A 23,339-nucleotide genomic window follows, 5' to 3' on the forward strand; every position below is an offset into this window, starting at 1 on the left:
CCGTCGGCCCACGCGCGCTCCAGCGCCCGCACCCCGCGCTCGGCGTCCGCCTTCGCCTCCCGGTTGGTCCACCACAGCTGGTGGACGACGAGGAGCAGCACCAACACCCCGGCGGTGACGACGACTTCGGCCCCGCACCACAGCACGCGCCGTCGCCGGGCGCGCCGTCGGCGCAGGCCGTGGTGCACGACGGGAACCCGCACGCGTACCCCTCCTTCCCTCCCGGCCGCCCGCACCATAGGCGCGGTGCCGTGAGGTCTCCAGCGTCCGGGGCTCGAACACTTCCTCCACAGGTTTGAGAAAGGGCTGTCAAAACCCTCGACAACACCACAGGTCACACCCGATGCTTCCAGCCGACACCAAAAGCGGGGGACCACGGTCCGGTTGGGGACGACCGGCGAGTCGACCGAAGCGAGGGATTTCCTTGATCCGACGCAGAACACTGCTGGCCGCCACCGGCGGCGCGCTCCTGGGGAGCGGCCTGGCGGCCGGCACGGCCCACGCCGACGCGACGATCGCCGTCAACCCGTCGACGACGTACGGGACGTGGGAGGGCTGGGGCACCTCGCTCGCCTGGTGGGCGAACGTGTTCGGCGCCCGGGAGGACTTCGCCGACATCTTCTTCACCACGAAGTCGGTGTCGTACGGCGGCCGCACCCTCCCCGGCCTCGGGATGAACATCGCCCGCTACAACCTCGGCGCGTGCAGCTGGAACAGCGTGGGCGGCGAGACGATGGTCGAGTCGCCGAACATCCCCGGCTTCAAGCAGATCGAGGGCTTCTGGCAGGACTGGAACAACGAGGACCCCACCTCCTCGGCCTGGAAGTGGTCGGCGGACGCCAACCAGCGCGCGATGCTGGTGAAGGCTGTGCAGCGGGGCGCGGTGACCGAGCTGTTCGCCAACTCGCCGATGTGGTGGATGTGCCTGAACCACAACCCGTCCGGCGCCTCGGGCGGCGGCAACAACCTCCAGTCGTGGAACTACCGCCAGCACGCCTCCCACCTGGCGGCCGTGGCGCTGTACGCGAAGAACAACTGGGGGGTGAACTTCGCGACGGTGGACCCCTTCAACGAGCCGTCCTCGTCCTGGTGGACTGCGACGGGCACCCAGGAGGGCTGCCACATGGACGCGACGGTCCAGGCCGCCGTCCTGCCGTACATGCGCAGCGAGCTGGACAAGCGCGGTCTGACGGGTGTGCGTATCGCGGCGTCCGACGAGACGAACTACGACACGGCCCGCTCGACGTGGGCGGCGTTCGGTTCCTCGACGAAGGCCCTGGTGAGCCAGGTGAACGTGCACGGCTACCAGGGGTCGGGCGGCCGCCGGGACCTGCTCTACACGGACGTGGTGACGACGTCCGGGAAGAAGCTGTGGAACTCCGAGACCGGCGACAACGACGGCACCGGCCTCAGCATGGCGAGCAACCTGCTCTACGACTTCCGCTGGCTGCACCCGACGGCCTGGGTGTACTGGCAGGTCATGGACCCGACGGCGAACTGGGCGATGATCGGCTATGACGCGAACACCCTCCAGCCGGGCGCGGTCACGACGAAGTACTACGTGATGGCCCAGTTCAGCCGGCACATCCGCCCCGGGATGACGATCCTCGACACGGGCGTGAGCTACGCGGTGGCGGCCCTGGACCGCGCGGCGCGGCGCCTGGTGATCGTCGCCGCGAACACCTCCTCGTCCGCCCAGACCCTGACGTTCGACCTGTCCCGCTTCTCCACGGTGACCGGTGGCTCGGGCGGCCTGGTGCCCCGCTGGAACACGGTGACGAACGGCTCCGGCGACCTCTACACGGCCCGCTCGGACCGCTTCCTCAGCGGCAAGACCGTGAGCGTGCCGTTCGCGGCGGGGGCGGTGCAGACACTCCAGGTGGACGGGGTGACGGTGTAGCTCTGACGTTCGTCACCGGCGGGCAGTACGGTGTCGTGCATGCGCCCCGACACGCCCGCCGAGAACGTCGACCACTCCGCCGAAGCGGCACGCCTGGAGCGGACCGCCGGCCTGTACCCCGAGGACGCCGAGGCCCTGCTGCTCCAGGCCGCGGCCCACCTGGAACTGGCCGGCGACCGCCCCGCCGCGAGCACCCTCTACGACCGCCTGCTGTCCTCCGGCACCCACCTGGACAACCCCCACCTGGTCCGCGCCCTGAAGGCCTCCAACCTCTGGGAGTACGGTCACGAGGCGGAGGCCCGAGCGATCATCGACGGCATCCGGGGCGCCGCCCCCCGCGACCCGGCCCCCTGGGTGATCGTCGCGGAGGCCCTGGAGTCCCACGACGAGCTGGAGGCGGCGCAGGAGACGTTCACGGAGGGCGTGCGGCTGCTGCTGACGGACGTGGCGGAACCCCCGTACTCCACCCATCCGCTCCTCTTCGGCCGCCACCGGGTGCGCAGGATGCTGGGCGCGGCGCACGACGAATGGGACGCCCTCGCGGACGTCCTGCACTCCTCCCCCGTGTCCCTCGACGAACTCCACGACCCCAAGCGGGTCTGGTCCCTGGGCTCCGAGAACCCGGCGGAGCTGGAGGCGGAGATCTCCCGCCTGCGCGCGGAACTGGGCACCTACCGCCAGGCCCTCTCCCGCCCCTTCCCGGTCGCCGTCCTCCACTGGCCGGCGGACGAGCTGACGGAACTCGTGGCCGCCTACCCGTCCCTGGCGGCGGAGTACCCCTCCCACGAGACTCACCTCGCGACGATAGAGGCGTCCTTGCGGGAGCTGGCGACCTCGGGCACGGCGAACCTGGGCATCGTCACGGGAACGGTCCCCTCCTACGAGGCCTTCGCCGCCTCGGAGGGCACCTCCCCGGGCGACACCGACCTGCTACCGCAGTACGCGACGACGCTGGCAGCCCGAGGCAGGGCAGTGGCTTGGCCGCCGCAGCGGGGGGCGGGGTGTTGGTGTGGGTCGGGGCGGGCGTATGAGGCGTGCCACGGTCATACGCATGGATAGGCCGGCTGCTCACAGCGGTGCAGACAGGGCGAACACATAAGGTTGGGCCCTCGGCCAGGGCCCAACTCTTCTGTTAGCTGGCTGGACTGCCCTGGTTCGCCCACCACTCGCGGTGGTAGCGAACGTAATCCTCATGCACCTTGTGCTCTCTGTGCATCTTGAGCTTCGCCCTCAGACCATCACCGAACACGCCGGCGCGCACAACGACGGACCAGTTGTCTTCGATAACGACAGCTCCGATGTCCAAGCGCACGTGGCAGTTGGGGCAGAGACAGAGGATGTTGCGCTCGACGTCAGGCCCGTGATGCGGGCTTCCGAGGGGCCTGATGTGGGCGCCCTCGCTATACGGCTTCTCATCGAGGCCAACCAAGCGCAGGCCACACATCTGGCATTCATGGTCATAGAGCGCCTTGACGCGCCGCACCGTGGCCGCATCCCGCACGAGGCGCTGGACACGCATAACCCGCGCCTTGGGGAACTTTACTTCCCCGGAAAACGCCGAGGTGCCCTGAACGTCTCCGACCGGCGTCTCTTCCTGTTGCTTCAGCACCTCGGCAATTTGACGTTCAGCAGTGGTGAGCTCCTGCTCCGGGTCCGCTAGACGCTCCAAGTCGAACTGGCAGATCATGATGTCCGAGCCATCAGGCGCAGGCGACTTGGATGTGGCGTCGCGGATAGCCGTGATCTTGTACAGGCCGTCGTACCTGTATCCCACGGCGGGCGAGTACCGCTTGTCACCATTACGACCGCGGATGATCCGAATGTGATAGCCACGCTCAAAGCTCATCTTGAGCGCTGCATTGTCCCGGTATTCCCAAGATTGGCTCCGGAGCAGCGACTTGCCGTCTTTCGCCTTGTCCTTGTCAGGCGACGCACCCGTGTACTGGACCCAGGACCAGCCATCCTCGTCGTCCACGTACCCACCGTTGAGCACGATGGCGTCGGCAACGTAGGTGCCATCCGTGTCCTTGAGCTGCGAGATGCCTCGCCTGACATCGCCGTGCAGATGGACGTTCTTCACTTCCTCACGCCCACTGAAGGCCTCACCAGGTAGGACGCCGTCTATGTGACCAATGACCCGCTCTCCCATCAGGCCATACTGATCGAAGATGATCAATGATGTCACTTCATATTCCCGTTCTGACCGGTAAGTGCTCACGATGCAGGTGCGCACGCTCGCTGTCAGACGTCCCTGTTACAACTGGTCGTGGCGCAGTCAGCGATCGAGGGGGCCGCCATGGTTCAGCCAGGGGATCTGTCACAACCTGTCGCAGGTGTGTACGAAGAGCTCATCACCGAAGGCATGCAGGCACAGATCGACCAGTTGAACGCGGCCGGTTGGAAGCCGATCCACACGGAGGTCAGTGCAGAGTCCTCACCACATGTCTTGGCCCGCTACATCGCGGAGGCCGCGCGGCAACGGCTGAGTCAGTTGCCGCCGAACCAACAGGTGGTCGTGGCGAACCACATCATGCAGTCTCTGATCACTCGCGTGCCGGATCCGGATGTAGACGAAGCGGTGACCGCCATCGTCGAGGGTCCGCGGCAGCTCCTGGCCCTGGCTGAGCAGGAAGCGCCTGGCGTCTACGCCATCCGGCCTTTGACGCCCCTATCCGAAACCGCACTGATCACCAACGCTCCCGACGATCCCAGCCTGGGAGCGGAGCTACGGGCAGAGCTCGCTACAGCAGACCGCATTGATCTCCTCTGTGCGTTCGTGAAGTGGTACGGCATAAGGGTCCTGGAGGACTCCCTCCGCGCAGCGAAGGAGCGCGGCGTCCCGATCCGAGTCATCACCACGACCTACATCGGCGCCACGGACCGCCTTGCCTTGGACCGACTCGTGCGCGAATTCGGCGCCAAGGTCAAGATTAACTATGAGATCCGGTCAACGCGCCTGCATGCCAAGGCCTGGTTGTTCCGACGCAACACGGGCTTCGATACGGCATACGTAGGCAGCTCCAACCTGTCGAAGGCCGCCTTGCTCGATGGTTTGGAATGGAACGTACGGCTGTCATCAGTCGCCACACCGAGGGTGCTCGACAAGTTCGAAGCAACCTTCGATGCCTACTGGGCCGACGCCGCCTTCGAGCTATACGACCCGGAGAAAGACGGCGAGCGGCTTACCGAAGCGCTCGCCCGAGCTGGAGGAGCCCACACCACCGGAGAGCTCAAGATCAGTCTCTCTGGTCTAGAAGTACACCCGCTCCCCCACCAGAAGGACATGCTGGAACGCCTTCGTGTCGAACGGGAGGTGCGCGGCCGCCATCAGAATCTGCTCGTCGCAGCAACCGGCACGGGCAAGACGGTCATGGCGGCTCTGGACTACCGAAACATGCGCGACAAAAGCCGCGGAGAGCTCCCCCGCCTCCTCTTCGTCGCCCACCGCAAGGAAATACTTAACCAGTCCCTGCGGACCTACCGCGAGGTGCTCGACAACGCCTCTTTCGGCGAGCTCCTCCACAGCGGGCAAGAGCCCAGCGACTGGACCCACGTGTTCGCCAGCGTCCAGTCGCTCAACGTCGAGCGGCTGGAACAGTTCGACCCTGAGCATTTCGACGTCATCGTCATCGACGAGTTCCACCACGCCACCGCTGAGACCTACAGGCGGGTCATCGATCACTTCAAGCCGGCCGAGTTGCTGGGTCTCACCGCGACTCCGGAGCGGATGGACGGGCGCAATGTGCAGGACGAGTTCTTCAACGGTCGTATAGCGGCTGAACTACGGCTCTGGGAGGCCTTGGAGAACGACCTGCTGTGTCCCTTCCACTACTTCGGTGTCCCGGACGGTACGGATCTGAGGCAGCTCGGCTGGCGATCAGGTACATACGACCGCGAGCAGCTGGGGAGCCGCTTTTCGAAGGATGAGGCGCGGGCTCGCATCGTCATCAAGCAGGTCGAGGAGAAGATCTCCGACCCGGGGGCCATGCGTGCCCTCGGCTTCTGCGTGACCAAGGCGCACGCGCACTTCATGGCCGAGTGCTTCCGCCGCGCGGGATTCCAGGCAGCCGCTCTTGACAGTGACTCGTCGGCTGAGGTCCGGGCCCGCACCTTGGAGGACCTCAAGGCGGGACGCATCCAGGTGATCTTCTCGGTGGACCTGTTCAACGAGGGCTTGGACATCCCTGATGTCGACACCCTTCTTCTCCTGCGGCCCACCAACAGCGCGACGGTCTTCCTCCAGCAGCTAGGGCGCGGGCTGCGTCGTACCGCGAACAAACCGGTCCTCACCGTGCTCGACTTCATCGGTCAGCACAGGGCCGAGTTCCGCTTCGAGGAGCAGTTCCGGGCACTGACGAACCTGTCGCGCAACCGCTTGGTCGACAACATCGAGCGGGACTTCCCACTGCTGCCCTCCGGCTGCCAAATCATCCTGGAGGGCAAATCGAAGGAGCTCGTCCTCGACAACATCCGTACGCAACTCAAGGCCACCATCACCACAATGGCGAAGGAGGCCAAGGCCTACAGCACTCCGCGACTGGCGGACTACCTGCGCGAAAGTCGCCGGGACATCCAGGAGCTCTATAAGAGCGACAACTCTTGGACCAAGGTGCTACGCAAGGCTGGATACATCGCGCAGGAGGCTCCGGCCGGCGAAGCCGACCTCCTCAAACGGGTCCACGCATTCCTGCACGTCGATGACTTGGAACGCGTCCAGGCCTATCTTCGTCTGCTTGCAGATGACGCTCCCGAATACGACAGGCTGTCTGCACCGGAGCAGGCGTACGCGCGCATGCTCTTCTTCAACCTCTGGGACAACGCCGGCGGCTTCTCCAGCTACCGCGACGGGCTTGCGTCCTTGCGTGCCCAGCACGTCTTCCGTGACGAACTCCAGCAAGTCCTGTCGTACGCCCTTGAAGAGGCCGACCACTTCCCTCTCCCCCTGGAAGGCTCGCTCGCTGAGCTGCCCTTGAAGATTCACAGCTCCTACAACCGCTCCGAGATCCTCTCCGCGTTGGGAGTGGCCCGCTTGGGCGGGCAGATGCCGCGAGACTTCGGCCAGGGAGTGCGGTGGGTGGAGGAGCTGAAGACCGATGCTCTCCTCATCACCCTGGAGAAGAGCGAAAGAGACTTCTCCCCCACGGTCCGTTACAAGGACTACGCGCTCAGCCCAACTCGCTTCCACTGGGAGTCCCAGAGCACCACACCCGCCAACTCCGCCACCGGCTTGCGCTATCAGCATCACGCTCAGCAGGGGAGTCATGTCCTCCTGTTTCTGCGCCGCTATAAGCGCAGCAGCATCGGCAAGGCCGAACCATGGATGTTCCTGGGACCGGCCACGTATGCCGGCCACACCGGCAGTAAGCCCATGGCGATCACCTGGGATCTACACCATGAGCTTCCTGCCGATGTGAGTGCGTACGCCTCGATCACGAGTGGTTGAGGGCCTCCACATGCGCGATACCTCGCGCTAACGAGGAGCCCTCAGGCCGCTCCCGCCTCCGCTTCGTAATGCATCTGTGCTCGGTCAAGGAAGTCGTCCGGGTCATGGCCGCGTGCGGCACTCCAGTGGAGGAGGTCTGCGATCAGTTCGATCGCGGACTCCTCCAAACCGATTCCCCGCCCCTTCGTTCTGAGCCGTCCGCCCTGGCTTCCCTGGTAGTGCTCAAGCACCACGGCGGCGCGTTCGAGACGTAGGCAACCGCTGGGCAGCGCACCGAGCGCGAGTTCGCACCAAACCGCCTTGCCAGCTGCGGTCAGGATGGTGCCCCAATCCGCGGCCAGTGAGGCGAGCAAATGCAGGCCGCGGCCACATTCCTGCTCAGCGCAGTCCGTCTGTCGTGTGAGCGAGGGGCCTACGTGGCTCTTGTCGTGGACTTCGAGCCGGAGCCGTTCGCCCTGCCATTCGAGGATCAGGGTCGCGGATGTGCCCTCACCGACGTGCTTGACGACGTTGGTGGCCAACTCCGTGACGAGCAGCTCCGCCTCGTCGACTGCGACGGGCGCGCCCCAGTGGCTCAGCTGCCTGACCGCGGCTCTGCGTAGGAGGCGCACCTCGGCCGGCGCCGCCTCGAAAGGCAGCACGCAGCGCAGTCGCGGTGGGGTGACTTCATGGCGGGGCATGGCTGCTCCTCCCTCCGGGCCACGCGCGCACTGCGCCCGTCCGTATCTGCACGGATGCGCTGCGTAGCAGTCGATGCACGAGCAGCATGCCACAGAGAATTCTCGCCATGTAACTTCTCACGAGAATCCATCGGGTGAACCCGGTGGTCATGTCGCCGCCCCGCTGCCTAGCCTGACGAGGGATCTCCGGGCTGTCGCCCGGCGCACGGCGAAGGAGCCGCATGTCCGAACGGGCCACGACACGCCGCCGCCAACTGGGGGCGATGATGCGCAAGTTGCGCGCGCGGAAAGGGCTAACACTGGAGGAGGCAGGGCGGATTGTCGGGGTGTCGAAGGCGACGATCAGCCGGTACGAGACGCAGTCGGGGCCGGTGAAGTGGATCGTCGTCGACGCACTATGCCGCGAGTACGGGGCAACCGACGCCGAGCGACAAGCAGTTGTGCGTCTGGCAAAGGAGGCCAAGCAGCAGGGGTGGTGGAGCTCCTTCGCCGACTCCATTCCGGAGAGCATGAATCTGCTGCTCACGCTGGAGGACGAAGCTGTACGTGAAAGCCACTTCGCGTGCGTGTACGTCCCTGGGCTTCTCCAGACCCGCGCCTACAGCACGGCCGTGCAGAAGGCCAACGAAGTGCCGTTGGCGCCGGCGGAGATCGAGCGGCTCGTCGACATCCGTATGAAGCGGCAGGAGATCCTCGCCCGCCCGAATCCACCGCACCTTTGGGCGATCCTCGACGAGTCGGTGATCCGCCGGGTCGTCGGGTCGCCCGAGACGATGAGGGAGCAGCTCAGCCGCCTCCTCGAAGCGACCGAGTCCAGTCACATCACCTTGCAGATACTGCCGTTCTCCCAGGGCGCCCACGCCGCCGCGCTGGGCAGTTTCGTCATCATCGGCGGCCCTGAGTTGAGCCTCGACGTGGTGTACGTCGACTTCCACACCGGCTCGCTCTTCCTGGAGAAGGATGAGGAACTGGACCGCTACAGACTTGCGTTCGAGTACCTACGCGCACAAGCGTTGGACATGGAGGCTTCCTCCGCCATGATCCATCGGGTCCGCAAGGAGCTGTGAATGTCCGTCCCGCCTCAGTCCGCGTCTGAGCTGGCCTGGTTCAAATCCTCGTACAGCGGCGGCAACGCCACGGAGTGCGTGGAGGCCGCCTTCGTACCCGCGGGCGTGCTCGTGCGGGACTCGAAGATGGCGGGCGGGCCGCGGGTGGCGGTGTCGGCTGAGGCATGGTGCAGGTTCCTGGACGGCTCGGCGCGAATGAAGCGCACGCCGTCGTAAACGTTCAGCGGCCTCCAGGGCTGAGCGGACCCGGTGGGGGTCTCGCCTCCCTGGATGCCTGCTGCACGCGTGCGAATCCGCCGCCGTCGATGCGCAACCGGGTCAGCATGAACGTTCTGACGACCGCCAACGCCGTGGCTGAGCTTCTCGTAGACAGGAGAGCATCGGAGTCATGGGCAAGCACTCCCGACCCGGACCGCCGAACCAGCCGTCCCGCGTGGCGCCGCGCATCGACGCGGACGATCCTCTGGCCGCGTACGAGAAGCGGCGCCGGCCGCCGCTGGACGTCCACCGTCGGCATCGCCCCCTTCATGGTGGCGCCGGGCACCTCCGCCCGGACGAGCCGCGGGCCTTGGAGGAGTGGAACGGGTTTGCCTACGAGCCCGCGGGCACCGCCGCGAACTTCGCGGAGGCCCAGCGGTGGGTGAACCAACAGACGACCGACACCGCCGGCGGCCCGGTCGAGGACCACCGGAACAGCGATGAGCGGTAGCCACTGTTGGCATGGCGCCTGGGACTACTCGCCCTGCCGGAGGAAGGGCGCAATCGACTGGTAGAGGGCCTGGGGCTGGTCCAGGTGGACGTCGTGGGACGCGTCGGGGACCGTGGCGAGGGTGGTGTCGGCCGGGCGGCGGGTCCGCATCTCCGTGGCCTCCTCGGCCGGCATCGTGCCCTTCTCGCCCCGGACCACCAGGGTGGGGCACCGCACCTGGGACCACTGCTCCCAGTAGTCCTCCGTGGCCAGTTCCCGTACCGCCGCGACCATCGTCTCCTTGTCGACGCGGGGGTGGCCGCCGTCCTCGCGCCAGTCGAGGCCGTCGGCCCAGGCGGGGTGGCCGAGGAAGGCCGTCGCCTCGGCGTGGGTGGGGAAGGGGGTGGGCCAGCTGTCCAGCCAGTTCGCGATCTGCCCGGGAGTCCCGGGGTTGCGGCAGGCCGGGCCCGCCTCCACCAGGATCAGGGACGTGACCAGCGCGGGGTGGGCCGCCGCCGTCAGGAGGGCCGTCAGGCCGCCCAGGGACTGGCCCACCAGGATCGCGGGGGCCAGGGACAGGTGCTCCAGCACGGTCACCGCGTCCCGTACCGCCGCCGCTCTCGTCATGTCGGCGGGGGTGCGGGTGCTCGCGCCGTGGCCACGGGCGTCGTAACGGACCACGCGGTGGCCGTCGGCCAGGAGGCGGGCGGTCAGGTCGTCCCATTCGGCCAGGTGGCCGGCGAGGCCGTGGAGGAGGAGGACGGGGAGTGCCGTCGGGTGGGCCCGCGCCGGGATGTCGTCGCGGTAGGCGAGACGGATGCCGTCGGGGGTGGTGACGTACTCGGTCAGCTCGGTGTCCTCTCCGCGTCCTGGCCGGCGCGATCGGCGCCGCCGGCGCATTGTCGTACGCCGACGGCGGCCCTGTCATCCGGTCAGCTGCGGGAGGCCAGTTCGGCCCGGCCGAACAACAGGGCGTAGCCGGGGGGAAGTTGGGCCAGGACTCGGTCGATCAGGGCCTCGCCCACCAGCGTCGGCAGGACGCTCAGGACCGAGCCGGCGTCCCAGCGGGCCGTGGCCGGCGTGGCTCCCTCCGTACGCGCCGCGACCGTGTCCACGAACTCCCGTGCCGTGCGGGGGCGGGTGGCCGGGATCTGCGACGCGATCACTCGGCCCGCCTCCGCGGGGAGCGCCTGGGCGAGGGCGACGCGTTCGTCGCCGGTGACGTGGCCGCCGAGGGCGGACAGGACGACGCGGGTGACGCGTTCGGCCTGAGCGGTGGTGGGGTACCGGCCTGCGTCCTTCACCGACTCGATCAGCTCGGCCCAGCCGTCCGCGTGCGCGGCGGGTCTCCTCTGCGGGCCGGGGATCACGGTCCTCGCCGTCTGCGGGACGGACGTCACGGTCATCGTCAGGGCTCCTCCTTCAGGTCGGCCGGGAAGTTCTTCAAGTCAGCCTGGAAGTGGTGACGGACAGGGGCGGCGGCGCCGTCCCGCGGTCCGGAGACCGGTCGTGTCGTCAGGGACACCGGGCCGCGGGACGCGCCGCGTGGTCGGGCATGGCCGGCGTGGCCGGCCCAGCGGCGTGGCGGTCGTGGCGGGCGTAGTCGGCAGGGCCGACATGGTCGGTGTGGCGGGCTGCCGCCGGTCGGCCGCTCGGTCGATCAGCCTTCCCTCGGCTGATCGGCTGATCGGCTGCCGCTCACCCGCTCAGCTGCCTGCGTCCGCCTTCGCCGCCCGAGATCTGGATGCGGCGCGGCTTGGCCTGTTCGGCCACGGGGATGCGCAGGGTCAGGACGCCGGACTCGTACGAGGCGTCGATGCGGTCCGTGTCGAGGGTGTCGCCGAGGAAGAGCTGGCGGGTGAAGGTGCCCGTCGGGCGCTCGGCGACCAGGACCTCCGCGCCCTCGGGGGCGGGGGAACGGCGCTCGGCGCGGACGCTGAGGACGTTGCGTTCGACGTCCAGCTCGATCGTCTCGGGGTCGATGCCTGGCAGGTCGAAGTGGACGAGGAAGTCGTCCCCGGACCGGTAGGCGTCCATCGGCATCGCGGCGGGGCGTTCTGTCGTGCCGAAGACCTGCTGCGCGAGTCGGTCGAAGTCGCGGAAGGGGTCCGTACGCATGAGCATCACAGGTCCACTCCTCTCATCGGGTTCTGCTGTGCGATGCCCTACGACTTCTTATATAGCTCGCCCGAGGAAAGTTGACAAGCCTCGACTCATGTTCGGCATGATGCCTGGTCCGGGGGCTAGCCTCGGGGTGACTTCGAGGAGGCAGGTATGGCGAAGGTTCCCAGTTCGGTGATCGCCGCGGGCGGGCTCGTCGGCGGGTACGGGGTGGCCCGGTGGACGAAGAAGCGGCCGCTCGGCGGGGCCGTACTGGCCGTCGCGGGGGCCGCGGCCGCGCAGCGGTGGCGGGAGCGGGCGGGCGGGAAGGCCGCGGGGGCGCTGGGCGCCGCGTACGTCGCCGCCTTCGCCGGGTCGCATCCGCTGGCCAAGAAGGTGGGCGCCTGGCCGGCCGTCTTCGGGGTGGCGGGGGCCGTCGCGCTGGCCTCCTGGGCGGTCGCCGACCGGCAGCGCTGAGCCGACGGTCACCGACCGGCCCGCGCCCTGCCGACGGGGTCGACGATGGCAACGAGGTCGACAGGGGCGACGATCAGTCGGTGTACGGGGCGTACGCCGGGGGCGCCGTGGCGGTCGGGGTGTACGGGGCGTACGGGGCGTACGCCGGGGGCGCCGCGGCGGTCGCGGTGTAAGGGGCATACGCCGGGGGCGCCGTGTACGGCGGCTGCGGCGCCTCGTCCCGCCCCAGCGCCGCCTTCATCGTCACGCCGTACCGCGTCCGCAGTCGCCGTATCTCCCACGCCGACAGGGCCGTCACCGAGAGCGGGCCGCCCAGCAGGAAGCTGTAGAGGACCAGCGGCGGGGCGGCTACTTCCGGGTTGTCGAAGAGGCTCAGGACGAACAGGGACCACACCAGGAACGGTGAGATCAGCGCGGGCAGCAGTTCGTGGACGTCGCCGACGCGGAAGCAGGAATTGAGCGAGTGCACCGCGGCGAGCAGGGTGAAGAACGCCACCAGGAGCAGGGCGAGCGCGGCGATGAGCATGCCGACGCAGAACAGCAGGAAGGACGTCAGCCAGGCGAGGTTGCCCGCCGCGCGGATGTCCGCCCACGGGATGATCTTGGCCTGTGCCAGCTGCACGAGCAGCAGGGTGCCGCCGGCGCACACGGCGGCGCTGAGCAGAAGGGTGCCGAGCGCGGTGCCGGGGCCGCTGAGGCGGCGGGCGTAGCCGCCGCGGAGGGGGGGGCGGGCCATGCCGATGAAGACGCTCAGGGCGATCGATCCGGCGACGAGGGTGATCCCGCAGCCGATCAGCACGTTCAGCACCTTGCCGAGCAGGATCTCCTGGCCGCTCTCGGCCAGCGGGTAGGCGAACAGCATCCACACCGACGCCACGGCCCCGGCCCAGGTACGGCCGGCCTGGAGCCGCTGGACGATCGGGTCCTCGACGCGGCCGGAACGGGACGCGGTCGCCGCGGCGGCGGCAGCGGCGAGCGGGTTGGACGCGGAGCGCAGCACGCTCGATATCCCGGAACGGCCGGCAGTCACTGTGACGTCTCCCCCGAGTACGTGACGGTGGTTCACGTGTGCGTACGTGCCACGGCAGCACACATTAACGGATCATCAGTGCGGCGCCGCTATCGGCCCAACGCCCCCCGCAGCGACATTCCGTACCGTCGCCGCAGTCGCCATATCTCCCACACCGACAGGGCCGTCACCGACACCGGGCCGCCCAGCAGAAAGGTGTAGAGGACGATCGGCGGCGCGGCGACCTCGGGGTCGTCCAACAGGTTCAGGCCGAACAGGGACCAGACCAGGAGCGGGGAGAGCAGCGGCGGCAGCAGCTCGTGTATGTCGCCCACGCGGAAACTGGAGTTGACGCCGTAGACGATGAGCAGCAGCGTGAAGGGGATCCCCACGATGACCCCGATGAGGCAGGCGAGGCCGCCGGCGAGGAACAGCAGCACGACCAGCAGGTTGACGAAGAAGCCGTGGCCTGCGAAGTCGGCCATGGAGACGACGTCCCCCTTCATGCACGCCAGCATGAACCAGCAGGCCCCGAAGCTCAGCAGGATCGCGCCGATGGTGTACAGGGGGCCCGGCAGGCGGCGCGCGTACAGGCCCTTGAGCGGGGAGCGGGCCGCGCAGATGAAGGCCGTCACCGCGAGGAACGCGGTCGTGAACATGATGACGCAGGCGTAGAGCAGGTCCTCGATCTTGCCCATGACGAACTCCTCCCGCCCCTGGGTGACCGGGTAGGCCATCACCAGCCACACCGTGGCGACCAGGCCGACGGCCGTGCGGGCCCACTGGAGTCCCCGTACGACGGGGTCGTCGATGCGGTCCTCGCGGGACGGCACGGCGAGGCGCGTGGCGACGGTGTGCGGGTTGGCCATGGAGCGGAAGGGCGCGGGCGGGGTCCGCCCTGTGGTGTTCACGTGTTCGTCTCCCCCGAGTACGTGACGGTGGTTCACGTGTTCGCACGTGCCACGGCGGGACACCTTATCCGATCTTTATCCGACCGACGATCACGGGCCCCCGGCGAGACCTGACCGACGGTCACGCTCCCGGCAGGCCCGAGCGGAACGCCCGTCGGTACCCCTGCGGGCTCGTCCCGACGACCTTGCGGAACCGCTCCCGGAAGGCCGTCGGTGGGCCGAACCCCGTCCGGCGGCAATGCGTTCGACCGAGTACGCGGTTCGACCTGCTGTGGGCGACGGTCACGGTGCTGATGATCGTGCGGCCGGGGTCGACGGCGGGCGCGTAGGCGGTCGTCCGGTTTTCGTTATCGGCCGGGGTTCTCACGCGTCTCCCCGGCATGCACCTGACTCGACCTCGACAGATCAGCCGCCGGAGCATGCTGAAGGCCACCGGTGCGACGGCCGCGGTGGTCGCGGGGGCGGGCGCCGGGGCGGTCGCCGCCCCCGCCCACGCGGCCGGCACCGCCTACGCCCACCCCGGTCTGCTGCACACCCGCGCGGACCTGGAGCGCATGGCCGCCAAGGTGAAGGCCGGCGCCGCGCCCTACACCGCCGGGTACGCCAAGCTCACCGCCAACCGGCACGCCCAGAGCGGCTGGACGGCGAACCCGCAGGCGACCGTGTACCGGGGCTCGGGCTCGCCCGAGAACTACCGGACCCTCTACAACGACATCCACGCCGCCTACCAGAACGCCCTGCGCCACCACGTCGGCGGCGACAGCGCGCACGCCGACACCGCCGTGGCGATCCTCAACGCCTGGTCCGCGAAGCTCACCTCGCTGGAGGGCTCCGCCGACCGGTTCCTCGCAGCCGGGCTCTATGGCTACCAGTTCGCGAACGCCGCCGAACTCGTCCGCGACCACGAGGACTTCGACCTGGCCCGCTTCCAGAAGATGCTGACGACCGTCTTCGCCCCGCTCAGCGAGGACTTCCTGAAGCGCCACAACGGCGCGGTCGTCACCAACTACTGGCCCAACTGGGACCTCACCGCCCTCGCCTGCGTCCTCGCCGTCGGCATCTTCTGCGACGACAGCGCGCGGGTCGGGCGGGCCGTGGAGTACTTCAAGAACGGCGCCGGCCTGGGGTCCGTCAAGAACGCCATCCCCGTCGTGCACGACGACGGACTCGGCGAGTGGCTGGAGGCCGGCCGCGACCAGGGGCACGCGCTGCTCGGCGTCGGCCTCATGGGCACCGTCTGCGAGATGGCCTGGAACCAGGGCATCGACCTCTACGGCTACGACGACAGCCGTTTCCTCAAGGGCGCCCAGTACGTCGCCAAGTGGACCCTCGGCGGTGACGTCACCTACACGGCCAACACCCGCAAGAAGGGCGCGATCGGCGGCTGGTCGGGGACGGAGACCGCCTCCGACGCGGCCGCCGTCGACCCGGCGATGACCCGGCCCATCTGGGCGATGATCGCCAACCACTACACCAAACGGCGGGGGCTGTCCGCGCCGTACCTCACCCGCGCCGCCGCCCGGTCCGCCCCCGAGGGCGGCGGCGGGGACTACGGGCCCAACAGCGGCGGCTTCGACCAACTCGGCTTCGGGACGCTGGCGTACACCCGGGACCGGTCGCCGGCGCGGGCGGGCGGCGCACCGTCGGCGAGCGCCTCCCCGGCGGGCTCGGCCCCGGACCCCACCGCGTCGGCCTCGGCCTCCCCCTCGGGCACGGCCTCCCCCTCGGGCACGGCCTCCGCCTCCGGGGCGGCTTCCGTCCCGCCCGCCGGCAAGAACGGCGGCCTCGCCTCCACCGGCTCCACCGACGTCGTCGCCTGGACCGCCGCCACCGGCATCACCGCCCTCGCGGGCGGCCTCCTGCTGCTGCGCCGGAGAGGGCGGACCGGAGGCGGCGCGCACAGCGAGTAGCGGACCGGAGGCAGCGCGCACAGCGAGTAGCGGACCGGGGCCGGTCCCGGCCGGATCGGGCCCGGCCGGGCCCGGCCCGCCGGCCGCGTCACGCCGTGGCCGTCCTCGGCCCCTGGGGGTTGCCGGGGCCCTGGTCCTCCCGGGCGCTGCCCGCGCGGGCCTTCGTGCGGGCCGCCGTCGCCGCCGCCGTCAGGGGCTTGGCGATGTCCTCCAGGGAACGGCGTTCGGCGCGTACCGCGAGGAGGGCGGCGACCAGCCCGGCCGCGCACATCAGCGTGGCGCCGATCTGGAAAGCGAGGACCGTGTCGCCGACCCGGCCCGTGCCGGTGAGGTCGGCGAACAGCAGCGGTCCGCTGATGCCGCCCGCGGCGGTGCCGAGGGCGTAGAAGAAGGCGATGGACATCGCGCGGGTCTCCATCGGGAAGACCTCGGAGACCGTGAGGTAGGCGCTGGAGGCGCCCGCCGACGCGAAGAACAGCACCGCGCACCAGCAGGCCGTCAGGGTGGCCGCGCTCAGCGAGCCCCGGTCGAACAGCCAGGCCGTGCCGAACAGCAGCAGACCGGAGAGCAGGTACGTCGACGAGATCATCACCCTTCGGCCGACCGTGTCGAACAGCTTGCCCAGCAGCAGCGGACCGCAGAAGTTGCCGAGGGCGATGACGGCGAAGTAGTAGCCGGTGTCGCCGCTCGGCACGTCGAAGAACGTCGTCAGGATCGCGCCGAAGCCGAAGGTGATCGCGTTGTAGAGGAAGGCCTGGCCGATGAAGAGGGAGAAGCCGAGGATCGCCCGCCGGCGGTAGTCGGAGAAGACCGTACGGCCGATCTCGACGAAGGACACGCTGCGGCGCTGGTGGATGGTGATCTCACCCTCGGCCGGCGGCAGCGGCTCGCCCTTCTCCGCCTCGACCTCCCGTTCGATGGCGGAGACGATCCGTTCGGCCTCGTCGTCCCGGCCGTGGATCAGCAGCCAGCGCGGGCTCTCCGGGACGTGCCTCCGTACCAGCAGGATCACCAGGGCGAGGACGGCGCCGAGGGCGAAGGTCAGCCGCCAGCCGACGTTCGCCGCGAAGACGTCCGTGTCCAGCGCGACGATCGACAGCAGCGAGCCGCCGACCGCGCCCAGCCAGAAGCTGCCGTTGATGATCAGGTCGACGCGGCCCCGGTACTCCGCGGGGATCAGCTCGTCGATCGCGGAGTTGATCGCCGCGTACTCGCCGCCGATGCCGAAGCCGGTGAGGAAGCGGAAGAGGAGGAACCACCAGGTGTCGAAGGAGATCGCCGTCAGGGCGGTCGCCGCCAGGTACACCGCGAGGGTGATCATGAACAGTTTTTTACGGCCCCAGCGGTCGGTCAGCCGGCCCCAGAACAGGGCGCCTACGCAGGCGCCCGCCACATAGAGCGCGGCCGCGATGCCGGTGACCTGCCCGGAGGTGATCGGCAGTCCGCTGCCGGGCTCCGAGAGCCGGCTCGCGATGTTGCCGACGACCGTGACCTCCAGGCCGTCCAGGATCCATACGGTGCCGAGACCGATCACGATCGTCCAGTGCCAGCGCGACCAGGGAAGCCGGTCGAGGCGGGCGGGAATGCTCGTGGTGACGGTACGACCGGTCTCGGCCGGAACACTGGCGGTGCTCATGGGCTCCCTCCTCGTCGAGCGAACCTCGGCCGGGTTCCCCGACGAAGAGCGACTACGCCCCGATGCCCCGCGTCACCGTGTAGATCACCAACCCCGCCAACGACCCCACGACCGTGCCGTTGATACGGATGAACTGCAGGTCACGGCCGATGTGCGCCTCGATCTTGCGAGTGGTGTGCTCGGCGTCCCAGCCGGCCACCGTGTCCGTGATGAGCAGAGTGATCTCACGGCGGTAGGTCGTCACGACGTGGACCGCGGCGCCCTCGACCCAGCTGTCGACCTTGTCCTGGACCTTGGCCTCGGTGGCCATCCGGGACCCCAGGGACAGCAGCGCGGCCCGCACCCGCAGCCGCAGCTCGCTGCGCTCGTCCTCGGCCGCCGCGACGATCATGGAGCGGACGGCGGTCCAGGTGGAGGCGATGAGGTCCTGCACCTCGCCACGCCCCAGCACCTCGCCCTTGAGCCGCTCCACCCGCGCCCGCGTGTCGGTGTCGGACTGGAGGTCGGAGGCGAAGTCCCTCAGGAACCGGTCCAGGGCGCCCCGGGCCGGGTGGGAGGGCATGTCCCGCATCTCGGCGCAGAACCGCAGCAGCTCCTTGTAGACCCGCTCGCCGACCTTCCGGTCGACGAAACGGGGCGTCCAGCCGGGCGCGCCGCCCTGCACCGCGTCCATCACGGAGTCCGCGTGCAGCACCAGCCAGTCGTGCGCCCGGGTCACCACCAGGTCGACGACCCGCTTGTGGCCGCCGTCCGCGACGACTCTCTCCAGCATCTTGCCGATGCCGGGCGCGATCTCCTGGGCGTCGGCCCGGCGCGTGATCGCCTCCCCGACCACCGCCTGGACGTCGGAGTCGCGCAGTACCGTCAGCGCGCCCCGCAGGGCGGTCGCCAGCTCCGCCGTCACCCGGTCGGCGTTGCCCGGCTCGGCCAGCCAGGCGCCCAGCCGGGTGCCGATGCCGACCGCGCGCAGCCGCTGCCGCACGACGTCCTCGGAGAGGAAGTTCTCGCCGACGAACTCACCCAGGGAGATGCCCAGCTGGTCCTTCTTCGTGGGGATGATCGCCGTGTGCGGGATGGGCAGGCCCAGCGGGTGGCGGAAGAGGGCCGTCACCGCGAACCAGTCCGCGAGGGCGCCCACCATGCCGGCCTCGGCGGCCGCCGCCACATAGCCCGCCCACGCGCCGGCGCCCTGATGGGAGGCCCACTCGGCGAGGACGTACACCACGGCCACGAACAGCAGCAGCCCGGTCGCGGTGAGCTTCATCCGCCGCACCCCGCGCCGGCGCTCCTCGTCGGCCGCGCTGAAAACGGTCATCGCGCGCGCCGCAGCACGCACCTTTTCATCCGGTTCCGTACGATCCATCCACTCCACCCGTCCTGGTCCCCCGCGTCCCACACGCCAACATTCTCCCTTCTTGACCGACTCCTGGAACGGAACAAGAGTTCCCGACGTCTGTCATACGGGGGAGCTCGACGGTGAACTCCTGCACGACCCTTCCGGAGCCCCACCGCTCCCTCGCCCTAGGAGAACCACACCCGCATGACCGCCAAGCGTCATGGTTATGCCCTGCTGTCCGCGATCACCGCCATGATCGTCGCCCTGTCCGCCGCCATATTCGTCGCGGTCGACGCCTCGGCCGGCGACAGCGGCCCACACGCCCTCGCCGCGCCCCGCGCGGCCCACCTGCCCGGCGCTCCCGCTGCCCCCGCTGCCCCTTCCTCAACGGGAGTCTGGATCGGCACCTGGGCCGCCGCCCCCGTCGGCGGCGAGCCGCGCACCGGGACCGACGGCCTCGCGGGCCGCACGGTACGCAACGTCGTCCACACCAGCGTCGGCGGTACGAGCGCCCGCGTCACCCTCTCCAACCTCTACGGCACCCGCCCGCTGATCGTCACCGCCGCCACCCTCGCCGTCGCCGCCGGCGACGACAGCCCGGTCGCCGCCCCCGACACCCTGCGCCGGCTCACCTTCGGCGGCGCCACCACGGTCGTCGTACCGCCCGGCGAGCAGACCGTCAGCGACGCCGTCCCGCTCGCCGTGCCGCGCGACGCCGACGTCCTCGTCAGCACCTACACCCCCACCTCCTCCGGCCCCGTCACCTTCCACCCGCGCGCCCGGCAGACCAGCTACGTCGCGGACGGCGAGCACACCGAGGACGTGACCGGGACCCCGTACACCGGGCAGAGCGCCTACTGGCGGTACCTGACCGCGCTGGACGTGCTCAGCGACGAGGCCGACGGCACCCTCGTCGCCTTCGGCGACTCCCTCACCGACGGCGTCACCTCCACCCCGGGCGCCAACCGCCGCTGGCCCGACGTCCTGTCCGACCGGCTGCGCACGGCCGTCGCCTCCGGCCGGGACGCGCCGCGCTACGGCGTCGTCAACGCGGGCATCAGCGGCAACCAGGTCCTCAAGGACTCCCGCAGCGGCGGCCCCAGCGGCCTGGAACGCTTCGAACGGGACGTCCTCGGCCGCCCCGACGTCAAGGTCGTCGTCATCGACCTCGGCATCAACGACATCCTGCGCAACCGGACCCTGGCCGACCCCGACGCCGTCCTCGCCGGTCTGCGCACCCTCGTCGACCGCGCCCACGCCCACGGCATCAAGGTCGTCGGCACCACACTGATGCCCTTCCGGGGCCACCGCGGCTACACCGCCGCCCGTGAGTCCGTGCGCCGGCAGATCAACGAGGAACTGCGCTCCGGCACCGTCTTCGACGACCTCGCCGACCTCGACAAGGCGCTCCGCGACCCCTACGACCCCCGCCGGCTCCACCCCGACCACGACTCGGGCGACCATCTGCACCCCAATGACCGGGGCTACCGGAAGATGGCGGAGACGATCAGGTTCGGACAGCTGGAGGGAGCACCACCGGCGAGCCTGTAGCCCCGCCGGCGAGCCCGTGGGCGCACGGCACGAAGACCCGCGGAGCACGGACACCGCGGGTCAGTGCCCCAGATGGCGCCGCTTCTCCCCGCTCCGCTTCAGCGCCTTCTCCGACTCCCGCTGCCTCTTCCTCTCCAGCTTCTCCAGCCGCCGCTCCTCCCGCGTCAGCCTGCGCTCGACACCCACCCCGCCCCAGAAGGCGAACCCGGTCACCACCACCCGGGGCGCCCCGGGATCGCCGGGCACACCCGTCTCCCCGTCGTCGAAGCCGCCCATGACCCCGATGCCGCGCACATCGACCTGGACACCCGGCGGCACGACGACGTTCACCCCACCCATGATCGCCACACAGTTGATCACGACCACGTCGTCCGCGAAGTTCGCCTCCCGCAGATCCAGCTCCCCGCCACCCCAGAAGGCGAAGCAGGTGAAACGCCGGGGCACGGTCCAGCGCCCCTTGCGCTGGAACCCCGACATCACCGCGGCGGCCCACGTCGACGTGCCGTCGCCGCCCACGATCCGCTCCGCCCAACCCCCACCGCCCCGCGGCTCCTTGCTCAGCGACAGCCCGGGCCGCGGCGGAGTGACGCCCGGCACCGGCAGATCCCGGGTGAGCGGCGTCAGCTCGCCGTACGTCCGCGCCCGGTACGTCGCCTCCAGGCGCTCGTCGAACTCGGCCATGTCCAGCCGGCCCTCGGCGAGGGCGTCCCGCAGGACCTCGGCGACCCGCTCACGATCGGCGTCGGAGGCGCGGAGGTCGGGGAGAGCGTCGTCGGTCATACACAGCAGCCTACGAGTTCACCCTCGGCCAGGGCCACGGATTCACCCTGGACCAGGGCCACGGAAGGACCCGGCCGCTCAGGAAGCCGCGTGCCCGGCCCGCTCCGCGTACATCTTCGCGATCACCGCCTCGATGTCCGGCTCCCGCACCGACAGGTCCAGCAGCGGGTACTCCGCCGCGATCCGCGCCACCAGCGGCGCCGCCGACTGCGACGCCGGGAAGGCCAGCCACTGCCGCGGGCCCTCCACCCGCACCACCCGGGCCGCCGGCCCCACGTCGATCGGCGGGACCTCCCGCTCCAGGTCCACCACCAGCGTCCGCTCACCGCCGCCCGCCTCGTGCAGACCGGCGAGCGAACCGTCGTACACCAGACGGCCGTGGTCGATGACCATCACCCGGGAGCAGAGCTGCTCGATGTCCTGGAGGTCGTGAGTGGTGAGCAGCACCGTCGTGCCGCGCTCGGCGTTCAGCTCGCGCAGGAAGTCGCGCACCCTCGCCTTCGACACGACGTCCAGGCCGATCGTCGGCTCGTCGAGGTAGAGGACGTCCGGGTCGTGCAGCAGCGCCGCCGCGATGTCGCCGCGCATCCGCTGGCCGAGCGACAGCTGCCGTACCGGCACGTCCAACAGGGCACCCAGATCCAGCAGTTCGACCAGACGGTCGAGGTTCTCCCGGTAACGGCCGTCCGGGATGCGGTACATGCGGTGCGTCAGCCGGTAGGAGTCGATCAGCGGCAGGTCCCACCACAGCGTCGTGCGCTGGCCGAACACCACCCCGATGCGGTGCGCCAGACGCGTCCGCTCCCGGGACGGGTCGATGCCGGCCACCCGCAGCCGGCCGCCGCTCGGCGTCAGGATGCCCGTCAGCATCTTGATCGTCGTCGATTTCCCCGCGCCGTTCGGCCCGATGTAGCCGACCATCTCCCCGCGCGCCACGCTGAAGGAGATCGAGTCGACCGCCCGCACCAGCCGTCGCTCCCGCTTGAGGAAGCCGGCCTTCTTGCGCACGTCGAAGACCTTCTCGACGCCGTCCAGTTCGATGAAGCCCTCGCCGCCCATGTCCCTCAACTCCCCGTACTCCGATACGACCGCAGCCCCGTCCGCCACGCCAGCCCCGCGAGCGCACAGCACCCCGCCGCCACCAGCGGCGGAGTGAACGCCACCCACCCGGGCAGCCCCAGCGGATACGGCCGCCCCAGCACATAGGCCGCCGGCACCCAGTTGACGAAGGCCAACGGCAGCACGAACGTCACCCCGCGCACCAGCTCCCTGCCGAACACCGTCGGCGGATACTGCAACAGCGTCTGACCGCCGTACGTGAACGCGTTCTGCACCTCGGCCGCGTCCTGCGTCACGAACTGGAACGCGGCGCCCGCCACCAGCACCGCACAGAAGATCCCCGCGCCGCTGAGCAGCATCACCGGCAGCAGCAGCACCTTCGACGGACTCCAGTCGACGTCCAGCGCGACCAGCGCGTAGCCCAGCACCAGCACGCCCTGGGTGATCCGGCCGACCCGGCGCAGCGCGAACCGGTCCGCGGCCACCTGCGCGAACACCGGCGCCGGCCGCACCAGCAGCGTGTCCAGCGTGCCGTCACGCACCCGGGTGCCCAGCCGGCCCGCCGAGCCGATCGCCAGGTCGGCCAGGCCGAAGGCGGTGCCGGCCAGGCCGTACAGAAAGGCGGTCTCCGGCAGCGTGTAACCGCCGAGCACATCGACCCGGGAGAACATCAGCAAGATCGCGACAAAGTCCAGACCGGTCACCACCAGGCTGCCGAGCACGGTCATCGCGAAGGACAGCCGATAGGCCATCGTCGAGCGGATCCACATCCCGGCGATCAGCCGATAGGCC

The 23,339-nt window shown here is 69.6% G+C and carries 21 protein-coding genes and 2 pseudogenes; 9 read left to right on the forward strand and 14 right to left on the reverse strand.

Going from position 1 to position 23,339, the window contains the following annotated elements; all coding sequences use genetic code 11:
* Positions 1–203: pseudogene (locus ALMP_RS21640) on the reverse strand (class E sortase); the annotation flags it as partial.
* 221 nt (positions 204–424) lie between these two features.
* Here ALMP_RS21640 and ALMP_RS21645 point away from each other — a divergent pair.
* Positions 425–1,900: a glycoside hydrolase gene (locus ALMP_RS21645; protein WP_264930778.1), complete on the forward strand. Its 1,476-nt coding sequence runs from the start codon at positions 425–427 to the stop codon at positions 1,898–1,900.
* Positions 1,901–1,939: 39 nt separating this feature from the next.
* Positions 1,940–2,959 carry an SEC-C domain-containing protein gene (locus ALMP_RS21650; RefSeq protein ID WP_264930779.1) on the forward strand — a complete coding sequence of 340 codons (1,020 nt, stop codon included), beginning with the start codon at positions 1,940–1,942 and terminating at the stop codon, positions 2,957–2,959.
* Between the two features lie 73 nt (positions 2,960–3,032).
* On the opposite strand, the gene ALMP_RS21655 is transcribed toward ALMP_RS21650, so the two are convergent.
* Entirely contained in the window at positions 3,033–4,133 is a 1,101-nt protein-coding gene (locus ALMP_RS21655) for a YDG/SRA domain-containing protein (RefSeq protein ID WP_264930781.1), read from the reverse strand.
* 63 nt (positions 4,134–4,196) lie between these two features.
* Between ALMP_RS21655 and ALMP_RS21660 the strand changes: the two genes are divergently transcribed.
* Positions 4,197–7,343 (forward strand): DUF3427 domain-containing protein, encoded by a 3,147-nt coding sequence (locus ALMP_RS21660; protein WP_264930970.1) that lies wholly within the window; start codon positions 4,197–4,199, stop codon positions 7,341–7,343.
* A 41-nt stretch (positions 7,344–7,384) separates the two neighbouring features.
* On the opposite strand, the gene ALMP_RS21665 is transcribed toward ALMP_RS21660, so the two are convergent.
* Positions 7,385–8,023, reverse strand: coding sequence for an ATP-binding protein (locus ALMP_RS21665; RefSeq protein ID WP_264930783.1), 639 nt, complete (start codon positions 8,021–8,023; stop codon positions 7,385–7,387).
* A 221-nt stretch (positions 8,024–8,244) separates the two neighbouring features.
* Here ALMP_RS21665 and ALMP_RS21670 point away from each other — a divergent pair, with 221 nt between their 5' ends.
* From ALMP_RS21670 to ALMP_RS21680, 3 genes are all read left to right on the forward strand, one after another.
* Positions 8,245–9,090, forward strand: coding sequence for a helix-turn-helix transcriptional regulator (locus ALMP_RS21670; RefSeq protein WP_264930784.1), 846 nt, complete (start codon positions 8,245–8,247; stop codon positions 9,088–9,090).
* A complete protein-coding gene (locus ALMP_RS21675; RefSeq protein ID WP_264930785.1) occupies positions 9,091–9,306 on the forward strand; it encodes a DUF397 domain-containing protein in 216 nt (71 codons plus the stop codon).
* A 172-nt stretch (positions 9,307–9,478) separates the two neighbouring features.
* Complete coding sequence (locus ALMP_RS21680) at positions 9,479–9,799, forward strand: DUF6087 family protein (protein WP_264930786.1); 321 nt, start codon at positions 9,479–9,481, stop codon at positions 9,797–9,799.
* Between the two features lie 24 nt (positions 9,800–9,823).
* Here the strand turns inward: ALMP_RS21680 and ALMP_RS21685 are convergent, their stop codons facing one another.
* The 3 genes from ALMP_RS21685 to ALMP_RS21695 all read right to left on the reverse strand — a co-directional run bounded on the left by ALMP_RS21685 (position 9,824) and on the right by ALMP_RS21695 (position 11,902).
* Positions 9,824–10,678 carry an alpha/beta fold hydrolase gene (locus tag ALMP_RS21685; protein ID WP_264930787.1) on the reverse strand — a complete coding sequence of 285 codons (855 nt, stop codon included), beginning with the start codon at positions 10,676–10,678 and terminating at the stop codon, positions 9,824–9,826.
* A 32-nt stretch (positions 10,679–10,710) separates the two neighbouring features.
* Complete coding sequence (locus tag ALMP_RS21690; RefSeq protein WP_264930788.1) at positions 10,711–11,184, reverse strand: DUF2267 domain-containing protein; 474 nt, start codon at positions 11,182–11,184, stop codon at positions 10,711–10,713.
* A 292-nt stretch (positions 11,185–11,476) separates the two neighbouring features.
* A complete protein-coding gene (locus ALMP_RS21695) occupies positions 11,477–11,902 on the reverse strand; it encodes an Hsp20/alpha crystallin family protein (protein WP_264930789.1) in 426 nt (141 codons plus the stop codon).
* 150 nt (positions 11,903–12,052) lie between these two features.
* Here ALMP_RS21695 and ALMP_RS21700 point away from each other — a divergent pair, with 150 nt between their 5' ends.
* Positions 12,053–12,355 carry a hypothetical protein gene (locus ALMP_RS21700; protein ID WP_264930790.1) on the forward strand — a complete coding sequence of 101 codons (303 nt, stop codon included), beginning with the start codon at positions 12,053–12,055 and terminating at the stop codon, positions 12,353–12,355.
* Between the two features lie 73 nt (positions 12,356–12,428).
* Here ALMP_RS21700 and ALMP_RS21705 read toward each other — a convergent pair whose 3' ends face one another.
* From ALMP_RS21705 to ALMP_RS44415, 3 genes and pseudogenes are all read right to left on the reverse strand, one after another.
* Positions 12,429–13,385, reverse strand: coding sequence for a hypothetical protein (locus ALMP_RS21705; protein WP_264930791.1), 957 nt, complete (start codon positions 13,383–13,385; stop codon positions 12,429–12,431).
* A gap of 89 nt (positions 13,386–13,474) precedes the next feature.
* Positions 13,475–14,275, reverse strand: a complete 801-nt coding sequence (locus tag ALMP_RS21710; RefSeq protein ID WP_264930792.1) for a hypothetical protein — start codon at positions 14,273–14,275, stop codon at positions 13,475–13,477.
* 121 nt (positions 14,276–14,396) lie between these two features.
* Positions 14,397–14,536, reverse strand: a pseudogene (locus ALMP_RS44415) (AraC family transcriptional regulator); the annotation flags it as partial.
* 158 nt (positions 14,537–14,694) lie between these two features.
* Here ALMP_RS44415 and ALMP_RS21715 point away from each other — a divergent pair.
* Positions 14,695–16,185: an alginate lyase family protein gene (locus tag ALMP_RS21715; protein ID WP_264930793.1), complete on the forward strand. Its 1,491-nt coding sequence runs from the start codon at positions 14,695–14,697 to the stop codon at positions 16,183–16,185.
* A gap of 88 nt (positions 16,186–16,273) precedes the next feature.
* Here ALMP_RS21715 and ALMP_RS21720 read toward each other — a convergent pair whose 3' ends face one another.
* Positions 16,274–17,821: an MFS transporter gene (locus tag ALMP_RS21720; protein WP_264930794.1), complete on the reverse strand. Its 1,548-nt coding sequence runs from the start codon at positions 17,819–17,821 to the stop codon at positions 16,274–16,276.
* Between the two features lie 52 nt (positions 17,822–17,873).
* The gene (locus tag ALMP_RS21725) at positions 17,874–19,184 is read right to left on the reverse strand and encodes a DUF445 domain-containing protein (protein ID WP_264930795.1); all 1,311 of its coding nucleotides are present in this window, start codon (positions 19,182–19,184) and stop codon (positions 17,874–17,876) included.
* 177 nt (positions 19,185–19,361) lie between these two features.
* Here ALMP_RS21725 and ALMP_RS21730 point away from each other — a divergent pair, with 177 nt between their 5' ends.
* Positions 19,362–20,708: an SGNH/GDSL hydrolase family protein gene (locus ALMP_RS21730; protein ID WP_264930796.1), complete on the forward strand. Its 1,347-nt coding sequence runs from the start codon at positions 19,362–19,364 to the stop codon at positions 20,706–20,708.
* Positions 20,709–20,768: 60 nt separating this feature from the next.
* On the opposite strand, the gene ALMP_RS21735 is transcribed toward ALMP_RS21730, so the two are convergent.
* The 3 genes from ALMP_RS21735 to ALMP_RS21745 form a co-directional block, all read right to left on the reverse strand.
* Positions 20,769–21,488 carry a DUF1707 domain-containing protein gene (locus ALMP_RS21735; RefSeq protein ID WP_264930798.1) on the reverse strand — a complete coding sequence of 240 codons (720 nt, stop codon included), beginning with the start codon at positions 21,486–21,488 and terminating at the stop codon, positions 20,769–20,771.
* 78 nt (positions 21,489–21,566) lie between these two features.
* The gene (locus ALMP_RS21740) at positions 21,567–22,547 is read right to left on the reverse strand and encodes an ATP-binding cassette domain-containing protein (RefSeq protein ID WP_264930972.1); all 981 of its coding nucleotides are present in this window, start codon (positions 22,545–22,547) and stop codon (positions 21,567–21,569) included.
* Positions 22,548–22,552: 5 nt separating this feature from the next.
* Entirely contained in the window at positions 22,553–23,317 is a 765-nt protein-coding gene (locus tag ALMP_RS21745) for an ABC transporter permease (protein WP_309299518.1), read from the reverse strand.
* Positions 23,318–23,339: the final 22 nt, after the last annotated feature.

Origin of the sequence: Streptomyces sp. A012304, assembly GCF_026008495.1 — a bacterium.
Classification (GTDB): domain Bacteria; phylum Actinomycetota; class Actinomycetes; order Streptomycetales; family Streptomycetaceae; genus Streptomyces.